We start from the raw sequence: 14669 nt of genomic DNA on the forward strand, positions 1-14669 counted from the left end.
CTTAAGCAATTGGAGCAGGTGATTTATTCCTTTTCCAATTGCTTTTTGGATTCGTCCAATTTATCCTTCTCTTCTTTTTCAAGTACCGGGTATTTCAGCTTTAATCCTTTTAGGGTATCAAGGATAACCGAAGAAATGGCTATACGTGTAAACCATTTTTTATCAGCGGGGATTACATACCAGGGGCAATCATTGGTAGCAGTTTCTTTTATAGCTTTTTCATAGGCATCCATATAGTCAGCCCATTTTTTCCGCTCTTCAATATCGGCAGCCGAAAATTTCCAGTTCTTTTTGGGGTTGTCGATTCGCTTTAAAAAACGCAGTTTTTGCTCCTGTTTAGATACATTCAGGTAAAATTTGATAATAACCGTACCGTTATCCGTAAGGTGCTTTTCAAACGCCCTGATGCTTTCGTAACGCTTATCCCAAAACTTTCCATCAATATCCTTTACATCGTTAATTCCCGGCAAATGTTCTTTTAATAACAAATCGGGATGTACCTTGGTTACCAATACATTTTCATAATGTGACCGGTTATGGATACCTATCCTGCCGCGTTCGGGTAACGAGCGATAGTGCCGCCACAGAAAGTCGTGTTCATAATCTTCGGTACTGGGTTGCTTAAAGCTATAAACCTGGCAGCCCTGCGGGTTTAAGCCCGATAATGTATGTTCAATAGCGCTATCTTTTCCCGCAGCATCCATCGCCTGGAAAATGATGAGCAGGGCATATTTATTGGCTGCATAAAGTTCTGTCTGCAGGTCAAATGTTTCGTCTATCAGGTCTTTTAATGTCTTTCGGGCCTCAATTTTTTTAAATCCATCTGAATATGCCGGATCGAAGTCTCCCAGCTTAAATCCCTTTCCATTTTCGACTTTAAATTTTTTGACAATATTACTCATGATAAAAAATTTGTTTTACACGTTGTTAACATGAAATTTAGGTATTAAAATTGCGTTGATAATAAAAGTTTATTTTTAGCTAATGTAATACACCATTGTTCAAACCTAAATATAAGTTACCTTTTAAGGCAACATTAAATTATATTACGGAAATTTTAGGCCTTTATTAAATAAAGTGGCAGGTGGCTGGTATATATTTAGCTTTATATAAACTGCACATATTAATATTTGTTTCGGGCTATGATTTAGCGCCATAATTTTACATCTTTACCCAATGTTCAGAGAAATACGAAACCGGTTTCTGCGATTCCTTGTTATCTTCATATACTTCGTTATCATCTTTTTTTGCTCTATAGAGCTCAACTTCCTTTGGCTTTTTGGTTATTCGCCTGACATGCAGGATATTAAAACACCTGTACTTTCTGTTGGGTCGGAGGTTTTCACTGCCGATGGCAAACTGATAGGTCAGTATTATAAGGAAAACCGCTCGCCTGTTGATTTAAAGCATATTTCGCCCAACCTTATAAACGCGCTTATTTCAACCGAAGACGTGCGTTTTTACAGTCACGGCGGTGTCGATTTTTATTCGTTTTTCACCAGTATGGTTTCAACGGCTAAAGGCGAGCGGCGGGGCGGCAGTACCATTACACAACAACTTGCCAAAAACCTTTTTGAAACACGCAAGCGCAAATCCCAGGGCTTTATCCGGAAAGTTCCTCTTATAAATACTGTTGTATACAAGTTTAAAGAGTGGCTTACTGCCTTTAAAATTGAACACGTATATAGCAAACAAAAAATTCTTGAATTATATTTTAATACGGTCCCTTTTGGTAATAATACCTTTGGTATAAAAACAGCCACATTAAAATATTTTAACAAACAACCCGATCAGGTTAGCCCCGGTGAGGCCGCTTTGCTTATAGGTATGCTGAAAGCCACATCCAGTTATAATCCTATCCGCAATCCCGAACGTGCTACCGAACGCAGAAATACGGTTTTAGGCCAGATGCTTAAAAATGGTTCCATTACTAAAGACCAATATACAAGCAGTTCACAATCGCCCATAAAACTCGATTTAAGCTATGTAGAAGAAGATTCGCATGGCGACTCATACCTGCGCCGCGCGGTTGAAAAATGGCTGGATAAATGGTGTAAGGATAATGGGTATGATTTATATGAGGATGGTCTGAAGATTTATACAACCATAGATTCACGGATGCAGCAATATGCCGAAGAGGCGGTTGCCGAAAAAATGAAAATGCTGCAAAAGCGTTTTTACAACCTATGGGGCAATAAAAACCCGTGGCGCGATTCGAAAGGTGTCGAAATCAAAGATTTCATTTTAAAAAACGAACAAAAACTGCCTATTTACAAATTGCTGGATAAAAAATTTGGTGGTGACACCGTAAAAATAAGCGAGTATTTTAAAACCAAAAAACGGATGACCGTTTTTACCTGGCATGGCGAACAGGATACCACATTTTCAACCATCGATTCTATTAAATATTACGCCAAGCTGTTAAATACCGGCATGATGACGCTTGAGCCATCAACAGGTAAGATAAAAGTTTGGATTGGCGGTATCGACCATCGTTTTTTCAACTACGATCACGTAAACCAATCAAGGAGGCAGGCAGGATCTACGTTTAAACCATTTGCCTACCTCACAGCACTTGACAATGGCTATACCCCCTGCGATAAATTCACAGACCAGCCTGTAACCATAAAATATAAAGACAACGGTAAAGATGAAGTATGGCAACCTAATAATGCCGATTTCCATTTTTCGTACCAGGAAATGTCGCTAAGGTGGGCTATGGGTAAATCGGTAAATTCCATTACAGCCCAGCTTACCGAAAAAGTGGGATGGGATAAAATTGTACAGTACGCTCACAAATGCGGTATCGAAAGCCCATTAAAATCGGTTCCTTCGGTATCATTAGGATCCAATGATGTTTCCGTTTATGAGATGGTGCGGGCTTATAGCACCTTTCTGAATAAAGGCCAGAAGATAGACCCCTTATTGGTAACAAAAATAACAGACCAGCAGGGTAATGTAATTGACGAATTTGAGTTGAAACAAGAAAAAGTATTGAGCGAGGAAACTGCCTGGCTGATGCTTTATATGTTCCGCGGCGGTATGGAAGAACCTGGAGGCACCTCGCAGGCCTTATGGGAATACCCTGGCCTTTGGAAAAAGGATAACCAGATTGGCGGCAAAACCGGCACGTCATCTGATTATGTCGACGGCTGGTACATGGGAATCACGAAGGATTTGGTTACAGGGGTTTGGGTTGGTGCCGACGACAGAAGTGTGCACTTTACATCATCCGAAACAGGTGAAGGATCACACACTGCCCTGCCCATTTTTGGCCGCTTTATGGAAAAGGTGTACGCCGATCCGAAATTGGGTTATACTTACGGGCCTTTCCCAAAACCATGGAGCAAGATCACCAAAAACTATAATTGTCCGTCGCCGCATATTGCCACTGATACTACGGAGGTAGATAGTACAAGCAACCCTATTGATACCACCAACGTTATACCAACACCAGCTGCCAGTACGCCGGAGAATCCCGAAACAACGCCCGCCAATCAAAAATAAGGCTTTTGTAGGAGGGGATTAAAAGTTCAGGTACAAGTTTAAATATCAATCGGCAGGCCCTACAGCCTGCCGATTATTCATTAAATTAGCCGTATTCTATTTAGTTTGAATTATGAATAAAACCTACTCATTGTTAAACAACGCTAAAAAGTTCAGCTTTATATTGGTATGCCTTATCTGCTCGCTGCTCATCAGCAACAGCGCCAGGGCGCAATATTTTGGCCAAAATAAAGTACGGTACAAAAACCTAAAGTTTAAAGTTTATAAAACACCACATTTCGAAATATACTATTATATCAAAAATGATAGTATGATCAAGCGCTTTGCCCAGGAAAGCGAATTGTGGTACACACTGCATCAACAGGTTTTTAAGGATACATTCAAAACAGCCAACCCAATCATTTTATACGCCAATCACCCCGATTTTCAGCAAACCACAGCCATCGACGGAGAAATTGGCGTAGGTACCGGCGGTATTACCGAGGGTTTAAAAAACCGTGTAGTAATGCCGGTGATGGAAACAAACCAAATGACGCGCCACGTTATAGGTCACGAATTGGTGCATGCTTTTCAGTACCATGCATTGTTAGGTGGAAATCAGAATGAGAATTTCGAGAACATCAATAACATTCCACTATGGATGATAGAAGGTATGGCCGAGTATCTTTCGTTGGGTAAAAAAGATGCCTACACCGCCATGTGGATGCGTGATGCTTATCTGAACCATGATATCCCTACGGTTCGCGATCTGACGGAAAGTAACAAGTATTTCCCTTACCGCTACGGAGAAGCCTTTTGGTCGTTTTTAGGATCGACTTACGGAGATACCGTGATCGTGCCATTTTTCAAAAACACAGCCCGCTACGGCCTTGCATATGGCATCAGGCGTACTTTTGGATACGATGATAAAACACTATCCCGCCTGTGGAAAAACTCAATAGAAAGCACCTACAAGCCCTTTTTAAAGGATACCGTACAAAAGCCTGTTGGTTTAAAACTGGTAGATAAAGACAATGGTGGCGACCTTGTGGTTGCCCCGGCGGTAAGCCCTGATGGTAAATACCTGGCGTTCTTATCTGCCAAAAGCCTGTTCAGTATCGATTTGTACCTGGCTGATGCCCGAACGGGTAAAATTTTGCGCAAGCTCACAAGCAAAGTATCAAATACCCACATAGATGAGTTTAACTTTATCGAATCGGCCGGCGCATGGTCGCCGGACAGCAAGCGTTTTGCGTTCAGTGTGTTTAGCAAAGGGCGTAATCGTATGGAAGTTGTTGACATCAACAATGGACGCATCCTTGATGATGTATCAATGGAGCAGGCAGAGCAGTTTAGTAACCTATCCTGGTCGCCAGATGGTAAGGATATTGTTTTTACCGGCCTTGTTGAAGGACAAAGCGATTTGTACTCCTATAACTTCGATACAAAAAAGATTACGCAGCTTACCAATGATAAGTATACCGATTACCAGCCAACCTATTCAAGGGATGGTAAAAAGGTTCTATTTTCAAGTGATCGCTCCACCTATGACCAATCGTTAGAGCAGGCCATCACCTTTAACCTGGCCGAACTTGACCTGGCAACAGGCAAAGTAACCGATATCAAAATATTTAACGGTGCCAACAATTTAAACCCGCAATACTCGGCCGATGGAACCCAGATCTACTTCCTGTCCAACAGGGATGGCTTCCGCAATATGTACCGTTATACCATTAGCACAGGCCAGGTTGAGCAAATGACCGATCTGTTTACCGGAATCTGCGGCATCACCGAGTTTTCGCCTGCATTAAGTGTCTCTGCTAACGATGATGTGGTATATTCCTACTACCGGGCACAAAAATATGCCTTGTACAATGCAAAAGCATCAGCCTTTAAACCAATTGCGTTACAACCACAGGCGGTAGATTTTGGCGCGGCTATGCTGCCTCCTCCCCATGCCGTGGGAGTTGATCTGATCAACTCAAATCTTAACAATTTCCTGGCCTACCGTAAAATCCCGACCGATTCTGTTAAAGAAATCCCATATCGCCCTAAGTTTAAGCTTGATTACCTGGCCGGCAGCGGCGTTGGCATTGGAGTAAGCAGCTTTTATGGCACAAGCCTTTCAAGTGGTATCCAGGGTGTTTTCAGCGATATACTGGGCCGGAATCAAATCTTCGCGGCGGCATCTGTAAACGGTCAGATTTATGACTCCGGCGCAGCTGTAACTTATGTAAACCAAACTGGCCGATGGAATTTGGGTACAGGTATATCGCATATCCCTTACCTGTTTGGTATACAAACCGAAACATTGCCGGTTCAAAATGTGGGCGGCAAAAACGTAAAAGTATTATCTCAAAACACAGATATCATCCGCAATTTTGAAGATGCCGCCAGGGTATTTACCTCCTATCCTATCGATAAAACAAACCGTTTTGAAGTAAGCGCAGGCGCATCCTATAACTCCTATCGCGTTGACAGATACAGCGATACCTATAAAATTGATACTGCAGTTGATGCTAATAACAAACAAACACTAACCTATACCTATCTTAATTCAGATAAGAAAAAGGTAGCCAATTCGGACGAGGCAGCCTTGCTTGGTTATAATTTAAAATCGTATTCTCTTTTCCAACTGTCAACCGCGCTTGTTGGCGACAACTCGTTTTTTGGAGTAACCGCTCCCTTGAATGGCTTTAGGTACAGGTTAGAAGCCGGTTATAACTTTGGCACATACAAATTCTTTTCGCCAACTATCGATCTTCGTAAATATGTGCGTGTTGAGCCGGTTACATTTGCAGCCCGCTTTTATGGCTACGGCCGCTTTGGCGATTCAAACGGTATTTACCCCCTATTTATAGGTTATCCCTTTTACATCAGGGGTTATGAAGGGCAAACTTTTTACAATAACAATAGCAAGTCATCAAACGGTTTTAATATCGACCAGCTATCGGGTAGCCGCATGGCCGTGTTCAATTTTGAAACCCGCCTGCCCTTTACCGGGCCCGAAAAGCTGGCACAAATCAAATCTAAATTTTTGTTTACCGATCTGAACTTGTTTTTTGACGCAGGCCTGGCCTGGAATGCCGGCGAGCATATTTATTTTCAGAAAAACCCGCCGGTTTTAAGCCGCACGGCTGTTGTGGATGAAAATGGTGTACCGCAAGTTGATAGCAACGGCAACCCTGTGTTTAATACAACTTACGGTCGTGTACCTGCTTTAAGCGCGGGCATATCGTTAAGGATAAACGTTTTTGGCGCCTTTGTGCTGGAACCTTACCTGGCTATTCCTTTTAACCGCACCGATGTTAAAAAACCAGTGTTTGGGCTGGGCTTTACACCGGGCTGGTAATACGCTCTTTAAAAAAATATATTTAAGCGGCCATGCGCCGCTTTTTTTATTTAAAACCTAAATTAGCAAAAACAGTTAACTGTTTGATTGTTATACCTGTAACCAACCCACTATGAAAAAATTGATATTGCTTGCTGCTTTGCTTTTATTAGGCTCCACATTATTTGCACAAACAAACGCTGTAAACCCCAAAGCTATTGGCCCGCTAAAGGTTGCTGCGGGCGATGGCATGTTACCGGCAAATGATATTGTCAAAAACCTGGCATTATCACAGGATTTATCTGTGTTTTACAACTTTCTCAAAACTGCCAACCTGGCGCTTACATTTCAAAGCCGTGGCCCTATTACAGTATTTGTTCCTGTTAATGGCGCTTTTCAGAATTTACCCGGCGGAAAACTTGATTCGTTAATGAAACCATCGCACTTTTGGGAACTCACCCGCATTTTGAGCTACCATGCTATACCTGGCTGGCTAAAGGCAAAAGATATCGAAAAGCAGATTAATAAAAATAAAGGTACGGCTACATTTACTACGCTGACTGGCAATAAGCTAACCGCTAAAATTGATGCTAACCGAAATATAGTATTGATTGATGAAAATGGTGGGGAAAGCATCATTAATCGTTTTGATATCGAGCAAAATAACGGCATGTTGCACGTGGTAAACAAAGTACTGCTGCCTAAGGCAAAAATTATTTAAATGTACTATGCAATGACAAACCGCTTAAAATGCAATTGCGTATTTAACAATAATTAGTTGTAAGGATTAATCCGGTTTTACGACTAAAAAGATAAATCATAGTTCAAAAAACACGAAATGAATAACGTAATGAGAAAATCAATTTTTGTTATAGCTATATTAAGCGTTATAACAGCTTTTGGCTGCCAGAGCAGTAATGGCCAGGCTAAACACAAATTAAGCAAGCCTGCGGCAGAATGGAAGAAAATACTTACACCCAACCAATACTATATTATGGTTGAAAGCGGCACCGAACCGCCTTATAAAAATGATTACTGGAATAACCACGAGAAGGGTGTTTACGTAAGCGCCGCTACGGGCGAAGTACTATTCAGCTCCGAGGACAAGTTTGATAGCGGCACAGGATGGCCAAGCTTTGTAAAAGCTGTTGACCCCAAAAAAGTTGCCATTGTTACCGACAATAGCTACGGTATGAGCCGTGATGAGGTAATAGAAAAAAGTACCGGACTTCATCTTGGTCACGTTTTTGATGATGGCCCTGCCGATCGCGGTGGCAAAAGGTATTGCATGAATTCGGGCGCTTTAAAATTTATTAAAAAGTAATAGCGCGCCTGTTAGCGTTTACAGACGGACGCAACTGTGGCCTTGTACGTATGCCGCTTTCATATTTTAATCCAATGGTCAGATCTACCCAATCAGGGTTAACAGGTCTGATCATTTTTTCTTTTTGAGGCCTTGTATATGTGCTAACAACTTTAAAGCGTTCCATAGCCTGCTCTTCGGTATTAATTTCTTCAAAATACACTAAACGGTTAAGCTGCTGCGCGCTATCAAAAAACAAAGTTGGCATATCGCTGTAAAACTGCAGCGTTTTTACCAGGTCTGAGCATAAGCCTACATGAAGATTTTTCCTGTTTCTGTCGGTGATGATATATACAAAACGTTTCATTTTTTGATAAAAAATTTGGTGAACGAATAAATATTACTAACTTTATGAGCATAAAATTACTAATAAATTTAGCAAATGCAAATTTTATGTCAATAATTTCACAAAATATTAAGTTCCTTCGCAAAAAGAAGGGAATTACCCAACAGCAGTTTGCTGATGAAGTGGGTATAAAGCGCTCATTGGTAGGCGCTTATGAAGAAGAGCGCGCCGAGCCAAAATATGAATTACTAAAACAATTAGCAATCTACTTTGACATTAGTATTGATGACTTTATTAATGAAACCATTAATGAAAAGTGGACGCCAAAGCCAAAAGGTAACCCCGCAAACCTGCGCGTGCTGAGTATTTCTGTTGATAAAGAGGATAACGAAAACATTGAAATGGTGCCGCTTAAGGCCAGCGCCGGCTACTTAAATGGCTATGCCGACCCTGAATATGTAGCCAAGCTCCCTAAGTTTTACTTACCCATGTTTAAGCAGGGAACCTACCGTGCTTTTGAAATAAAAGGTGACTCGATGTTGCCGATAGTGTCGGGTGATATTATTATTGCCGAGTACCTTGAAAACTGGGCAGACGTAAAACCCGGCGAAACTTACGTGGTAATATCAAAAGATGATGGCGTTGTATATAAAAGGATAGGTAACAAATTCAAAGACAATAAAAAGCTAAAGTTAATATCTGATAACCCGGTATATGAGCCGTATGAAATAAACGGCGAAGACGTGCTGGAAATTTGGAAGGCAAAAGGCTATATATCAACCCAATTGCCACAGCCAACACCCGAACCCACTATGGAAAGTCTTACCAATATGATGGCCCAGATGCAGCGATCGATATCCAACTTACAGCAAAGCAACAATTAAGTTACATCGGCTTTCTTAAACCTTTACGTTATATCTTTATCTTAAGATTAAAACGTAAATAAATTAAAAGAGCTATGAAAAAATTTCTGTTGATGTGCTGTTTCCTGATGGGGATTGCGGCAGTAAGCCATGCACAAGGTGGCGGTATGAGAAAGAGCCCCGAAGACAGGGCTAAAGATTTGCAGACACAGTTAAAATTAACTGACGATCAAACCGCTAAGGTTACAGCCATTTATAAAGAGCAGGCTACAAAAATGGACAGCGTAAGAACTGCTGCCAATGGCGACAGGGACGCAATGCGCAGCGCCATGATGCCGATGAGAAAAGCAACTAACGATAAAGTGAAAGCTATTTTAACTCCGGAACAAGCTACTGCTTTTGACAAGTTGCAAAAGGACATGATGGATAGGATGAGACAAGGTGGCGGCGGAGGAGGCGGTTCCCAAAACTAATTCAATATAATACTACAAATGAAGCGGCGATGAGCCGCTTTTTTTATTTTTGCATGGTAAAGCAAAAGCTCAGCATTAGATATATTCTATTAAAGCATCCCATAAATTGACATCAGCCAGCGAACACCTGAAAATAAAAATTGACGAGCGAAAGGAAGCCGGCATATACCGCAGCCTGAAACCAGGAAACAGCCTTGTCGACTTCTGCTCAAACGATTACCTGGGTTTCGCACGGTCGGCTGTATTAAAAGAAGATGTTAAAGCCGAATTCAATAGTCATCCATTGAGCCTAAACGGTTCAACAGGCTCAAGGCTACTTTCGGGAAACTCGCAATATGCCGAAGACCTGGAACAGGAAATTGCGGCATTTCATGAATTTGAAGCCGGCTTGCTATTTAACTCAGGTTATGACGCCAATCTCGGTCTGCTCTCGTCCCTTGCGCAACGTGGCGATACCATTATTCTTGATGAATTAATACATGCCTCGGCTATCGACGGTGCAAGGCTAAGTAACGCCAACCGGTATAGCTTCAAACATAACAGTATGGAAAGCCTGGAGGCCAAATTAAAGGCATCTAAAGGCAATTGCTATGTGGTTGTTGAAAGTATCTACTCTATGGACGGCGATTCGGCCCTAATAAAGGATATCGTTGATATAACAGAAAGGTACGGTGCGCATTTAATTGTTGATGAAGCACATGCAGTTGGCTTATTCAAAAAAGGCTTAACCAATCAACTTGGCCTCCAAAACCGCGTGTTTGCCACGGTTGTCACTTTTGGTAAGGCACTTGGCAGTCACGGGGCTATTGTGCTGGGCAGCAAGGTGCTAAAGCAATACCTGATAAACTTTGCCCGGCCATTTATTTATAGCACGGCCCCCTCCTTTCATCATTTAGCTTCGATAAAAATGGCTTATCGGCTTTTAAATAATGCCGAAGAGGAAATTATCAACTTGAAAAACAACATCGCATATTTTAAAAAGCATGTTGACTTCAATAGTGATTACCCTTTATTGCAAAGTGATAGCGCTATCCAATGTATTATTTTAAAAAACAATGACACGGCCCGCCTGATAGCAAATACCTTACAGTCAGCCGGTTTAGATGTACGACCCATTTTAAGCCCAACGGTAGCCGCCGGTACGGAACGTATAAGAATATGCCTGCATAGTTTTAATACCTTAAATGAATTAGCTTTGCTTTGCAATACAGTAAATAATTTTATTAATGCCCGCTAAACAACCCATTTTTATTACCGGCATTGGCACCGGTATTGGCAAAACTATAACATCGGCAATTGTGACCGAAAAATTAAAAGCCGATTATTGGAAACCTATCCAATCAGGCGATTTGGATAATAGCGATACCATGAAAGTACAAAGCCTGGTTTCCAATCCTATAACAAAATTTCATACCGAAGCATATCGCTTAACACAGCCATTTTCACCTCATAAATCAGCCGCAATTGATAAGATTAGCATCGATATGGAAAATATCGTGTTACCTAAAACAGATAACCAGCTGGTGATTGAAGGCGCAGGCGGTTTAATGGTGCCTCTGAACGATAATTTTTTAATGATCGACCTGATTAAACAACTTAACCCAAAAGTGATCCTGGTATCACAGCATTACCTGGGGAGCATTAATCATACCCTGTTATCCATACACGCGCTTAAAAAATACAACATAGACGTTATTGGTATAATTTTTAACGGCGCCAAGGATATTTATTCAAAAAGCTATATTCTCAATTATTCAAATCTTCCTGAATTGGGCACCATACCCACTTTTGAAAATCTAACCAGGAAGGCAATTACAGATGCCGGAGCTCTTATTAGCCTATAATACCCTGGTGAGGTTTTGCAAAACCAATAATTTGAATCAATTTAGTAATTGTATAAACTAATAAATGATGAAAAACATAACCGTTATTGGATCCGGAACTATGGGTAACGGCATAGCCCACACCTTTGCGCAATATGGGTTTGAGGTAGCGCTGGTTGATATCAACGCCGATGCACTGGCAAAGGCCTTACAAACAATTACCAATAATCTTGACAGGCAACTAAAAAAAGGCAGTATTGATGAGATTGCTAAAACAAACACGCTAAGCCGGATCAAGACGTATACCGATCTGAAAGAAGGTGCTGCATCGGCCGACCTTGTTATTGAAGCCGCTACCGAAAACCGGGAAATTAAACTCAATTTATTTAAACAACTAAGCGAAATTTGTTCATACGATGTTATTCTGGCTTCCAACACATCATCTATATCAATAACCGAAATTGCGGCTGCCACCAAAAATCCGGGCAATGTAATTGGCATGCACTTTATGAACCCGGTACCGGTAATGAAATTGGTAGAAGTGATCAGGGGGTATTCTACATCAGATTCGGTCACGCAAACCATTATGCAGCTGGCCCAAAAGCTGGATAAAGACCCTGTTGAAGTAAACGATTATCCCGGTTTTGTTGCCAACCGCATTTTAATGCCAATGATTAACGAAGCCATTTATACGCTATACGAAGGTGTAGCCGGAGTGCAGGAAATTGATACCGTTATGAAATTGGGCATGGCCCACCCCATGGGTCCGCTACAATTGGCCGACTTCATTGGCCTGGATGTTTGCCTGGCTATATTAAAAGTATTGTACGATGGCTTCGGTAATCAAAAATATGCACCTTGCCCCCTACTGGTAAACATGGTTACAGCCGGCCACCGCGGCATAAAAACCGGGAGTGGATTTTATAAATATACCGCGGGTAGTAAAGAGTTGGTAGTAGCAAACAAGTTCACTAAATCTCCATTAAACCAATAATCCCCGAAACTGTCAAACGTCTGTAAGTAACTATTAAACATTTTACAGATGAAAACAATTGCGAAAACCGGATTAATATTAGCCTTATCAGCATCACTATTTACATCCTGCGCAGCAGATTATTATGTAGCCGAACGCCCTGCCGAACCTGTATATGTACGGCCGGCAGCACCCTATCCGGGGGCTTATTGGATACCTGGCGAATGGGCCTGGCGTGGCGGCAGATATGTTTATATCAACGGGTATTATGCAAGGCCACGTGCCAATCGTGTTTATGTACAAGGCTACTGGCATCCTGTTAGCCATGGCTATGCATGGCACAGGGGTTATTGGAGGTAAGCGAGGCCCCCTAACCCCCTAAAGGGGGAATGATAGTTTTAAAAGCAAAACGCATAGTGATTTGAATAACTATGCGTTTTGCTTTTAAACTCCCTATTCAGGAGGCTGTGGCTCTACATTCTCTCTGGTACATCTATTCCTAACAAAGCCATTCCTTTGCTAATTACTTTGGCCGACGAAGCGGACAGTTCCAATCTAAATTGTTTCAGCACCTCATTTTCTGCCTGTAGTATCGATTTTTCGTGGTAAAACTTATTATAAGTCTTGGCCAACTCGTAAACATAGTTTGCAATAATTGCAGGGCTGTAGCCATTGGCGGCATCTGTTATTACCGTTGGGAATTGGGTTAATAGTACAATAAGGTCGCGCTCTACTCCGTCAATTTCAGATATTGATATCTGATTCGTCTGCAGATAATTTGCTTTATTTAAAACTGATTTGATACGGGCGTGAGTATATTGAATAAAAGGCCCGGTATGTCCCTCAAATTCTACTGATTCATTAGGATCAAATAGCAAACGTTTTTTAGGGTCAACCTTCAGCAGGAAATATTTTAGCGCGCCCATGCCTATAGTATGGTATAACTGCAGCTTATATTCGTTGCTAAAACCATCCACCTTGCCCATGGCCTCGGTTTTTTGTTTAGCAGTATCATTCATCTCGGCTATCAGGTTATCTGCATCAACAACTGTTCCTTCACGCGACTTCAGCTTGCCCGAAGGTAGATCGACCATGCCATATGATAAATGAAACAGTCCGTCGGCACCTGCCTTGCCCAATTTATTGAGGATCAAGAAAAGCACTTTAAAGTGATAATCCTGTTCGTTACCTACACATAAATAGATTTATCCATGTGGAAGTCGTTATATTTTAATTGGGCCGTACCTAAATCCTGGGTAATGTAAACCGACGTTCCGTCTCCGCGTAAAACCAGTTTTTCATCCAGCCCATCGGCAGTCAGGTCTATCCAAACCGAACCATCCGGCTTTTTAAAGAAAACACCTTTTTCCAGGCCCTCATCAATAATATCTTTACCAACAAATAGGTGTTCGATTCGTAGTAATATTTATCAAAATCAACACCCAGTTGTTTATAAGTTTCGGCAAAGCCTGCGTAAACCCAGCCATTCATGGTTTTCCAAAGGTCGAGAACTTGAGCATCACCGGCTTCCCATTTCTGGAGCATCTGCTGGGTTTCAACCATCAGCAAGGTTACATTTTTGCTATCTCTTTGATCTTATCTTCCTCGGCACCAATTTTATCGGTTAACTCAGTAATAAGTTTGGTTTCATTTTCGGGAGTAGCATATTTTTTTGACTTTAACTTATCAATACTAATCAGCAGCGCCTGTATTTTCTCTTTTTGGTTATCATTAAAGAGCGTCAGATCATTTTCATCGTAAATGCGCTCCAGGATCGGTACTAATTGTTTTCTCAGCTCTTTATCAAACAACACATAATATTTGCCCACCAAATGGTCGCCTTTCAAGCCGGACGACTCAGGAGTTTCGCCATTGCCAAACATTTGCCATGCCAGCATAGATTTACAAATGTGGATACCCCTGTCGTTCACCAGGTTTGCCTTTACAACATCATACCCGGCAGCTGCCAGAATTTGTGCCACCGAAAAGCCTAAAAGGTTATTTCGGATATGGCCCAGGTGCAACGGCTTATTGGTGTTTGGTGATGAATATTCAACCATTACCTTTTGCC

The 14669-nt window shown here is 41.6% G+C and carries 12 protein-coding genes and 1 pseudogene; 10 read left to right on the top strand and 3 right to left on the bottom strand.

The window, feature by feature from the left end:
• Positions 1–23: 23 nt before the first annotated feature.
• On the bottom strand, positions 24–902 hold the full coding sequence (locus FSB76_RS31885) for a polyphosphate kinase 2 family protein (protein WP_147060783.1): 879 nt from the start codon (positions 900–902) through the stop codon (positions 24–26).
• 274 nt (positions 903–1176) lie between these two features.
• Between FSB76_RS31885 and FSB76_RS31890 the strand changes: the two genes are divergently transcribed.
• The 4 genes from FSB76_RS31890 (at position 1177) to msrB (ending at position 8141) form a co-directional block, all read left to right on the top strand.
• On the top strand, positions 1177–3507 hold the full coding sequence (locus FSB76_RS31890) for a penicillin-binding protein 1A (RefSeq protein ID WP_147051580.1): 2331 nt from the start codon (positions 1177–1179) through the stop codon (positions 3505–3507).
• Positions 3508–3619: 112 nt separating this feature from the next.
• Complete coding sequence (locus FSB76_RS31895; protein ID WP_147051581.1) at positions 3620–6838, top strand: PD40 domain-containing protein; 3219 nt, start codon at positions 3620–3622, stop codon at positions 6836–6838.
• A gap of 112 nt (positions 6839–6950) precedes the next feature.
• A complete protein-coding gene (locus FSB76_RS31900; RefSeq protein WP_147051582.1) occupies positions 6951–7538 on the top strand; it encodes a fasciclin domain-containing protein in 588 nt (195 codons plus the stop codon).
• A gap of 129 nt (positions 7539–7667) precedes the next feature.
• Positions 7668–8141, top strand: coding sequence for a peptide-methionine (R)-S-oxide reductase MsrB (gene msrB / locus FSB76_RS31905; RefSeq protein ID WP_147051583.1), 474 nt, complete (start codon positions 7668–7670; stop codon positions 8139–8141).
• On the opposite strand, the gene FSB76_RS31910 is transcribed toward msrB, so the two are convergent.
• Positions 8131–8487 (bottom strand): GIY-YIG nuclease family protein, encoded by a 357-nt coding sequence (locus FSB76_RS31910; RefSeq protein WP_147051584.1) that lies wholly within the window; start codon positions 8485–8487, stop codon positions 8131–8133. The two genes, msrB and FSB76_RS31910, sit on opposite strands and share 11 nt — an antisense overlap.
• A gap of 86 nt (positions 8488–8573) precedes the next feature.
• On the opposite strand from FSB76_RS31910, the gene FSB76_RS31915 reads away from it, so the two are divergent.
• The 6 genes from FSB76_RS31915 to FSB76_RS31940 all read left to right on the top strand — a co-directional run bounded on the left by FSB76_RS31915 (position 8574) and on the right by FSB76_RS31940 (position 12958).
• Positions 8574–9350, top strand: a complete 777-nt coding sequence (locus tag FSB76_RS31915; protein ID WP_147051585.1) for an XRE family transcriptional regulator — start codon at positions 8574–8576, stop codon at positions 9348–9350.
• Positions 9351–9424: 74 nt separating this feature from the next.
• The gene (locus FSB76_RS31920) at positions 9425–9802 is read left to right on the top strand and encodes a Spy/CpxP family protein refolding chaperone (protein WP_147051586.1); all 378 of its coding nucleotides are present in this window, start codon (positions 9425–9427) and stop codon (positions 9800–9802) included.
• Between the two features lie 106 nt (positions 9803–9908).
• Positions 9909–11039, top strand: a complete 1131-nt coding sequence (locus FSB76_RS31925; protein ID WP_147051587.1) for an aminotransferase class I/II-fold pyridoxal phosphate-dependent enzyme — start codon at positions 9909–9911, stop codon at positions 11037–11039.
• Entirely contained in the window at positions 11029–11646 is a 618-nt protein-coding gene (gene bioD / locus FSB76_RS31930; protein WP_147051588.1) for a dethiobiotin synthase, read from the top strand. The genes FSB76_RS31925 and bioD overlap by 11 nt, the downstream gene beginning before the upstream one ends.
• Before the next feature lie 64 nt (positions 11647–11710).
• Complete coding sequence (locus tag FSB76_RS31935; protein ID WP_449406756.1) at positions 11711–12619, top strand: 3-hydroxyacyl-CoA dehydrogenase family protein; 909 nt, start codon at positions 11711–11713, stop codon at positions 12617–12619.
• A gap of 48 nt (positions 12620–12667) precedes the next feature.
• Positions 12668–12958, top strand: a complete 291-nt coding sequence (locus FSB76_RS31940; protein WP_147051589.1) for a YXWGXW repeat-containing protein — start codon at positions 12668–12670, stop codon at positions 12956–12958.
• 113 nt (positions 12959–13071) lie between these two features.
• On the opposite strand, the pseudogene argS reads toward FSB76_RS31940, so the two are convergent.
• Positions 13072–14667 (bottom strand): annotated as a pseudogene (gene argS, locus FSB76_RS31945) (arginine--tRNA ligase); the annotation flags it as partial.
• Positions 14668–14669: the final 2 nt, after the last annotated feature.

The organism is Mucilaginibacter ginsenosidivorax (genome assembly GCF_007971525.1).
Taxonomy (GTDB): domain Bacteria; phylum Bacteroidota; class Bacteroidia; order Sphingobacteriales; family Sphingobacteriaceae; genus Mucilaginibacter; species Mucilaginibacter ginsenosidivorax.

Coding starts and splice junctions, on each gene's coding strand:
- FSB76_RS31935 (WP_449406756.1), top strand. CDS start 11,711: ATGATGAAAAACATAACCGTTATTGGATCCGGAACTATGGGTAACGGC.
- FSB76_RS31920 (WP_147051586.1), top strand. CDS start 9,425: ATGAAAAAATTTCTGTTGATGTGCTGTTTCCTGATGGGGATTGCGGCA.
- FSB76_RS31910 (WP_147051584.1), bottom strand. CDS start 8,487: ATGAAACGTTTTGTATATATCATCACCGACAGAAACAGGAAAAATCTT.
- FSB76_RS31900 (WP_147051582.1), top strand. CDS start 6,951: ATGAAAAAATTGATATTGCTTGCTGCTTTGCTTTTATTAGGCTCCACA.
- FSB76_RS31885 (WP_147060783.1), bottom strand. CDS start 902: ATGAGTAATATTGTCAAAAAATTTAAAGTCGAAAATGGAAAGGGATTT.
- FSB76_RS31940 (WP_147051589.1), top strand. CDS start 12,668: ATGAAAACAATTGCGAAAACCGGATTAATATTAGCCTTATCAGCATCA.
- FSB76_RS31890 (WP_147051580.1), top strand. CDS start 1,177: ATGTTCAGAGAAATACGAAACCGGTTTCTGCGATTCCTTGTTATCTTC.
- msrB (WP_147051583.1), top strand. CDS start 7,668: ATGAGAAAATCAATTTTTGTTATAGCTATATTAAGCGTTATAACAGCT.
- FSB76_RS31895 (WP_147051581.1), top strand. CDS start 3,620: ATGAATAAAACCTACTCATTGTTAAACAACGCTAAAAAGTTCAGCTTT.
- FSB76_RS31915 (WP_147051585.1), top strand. CDS start 8,574: ATGTCAATAATTTCACAAAATATTAAGTTCCTTCGCAAAAAGAAGGGA.
- bioD (WP_147051588.1), top strand. CDS start 11,029: ATGCCCGCTAAACAACCCATTTTTATTACCGGCATTGGCACCGGTATT.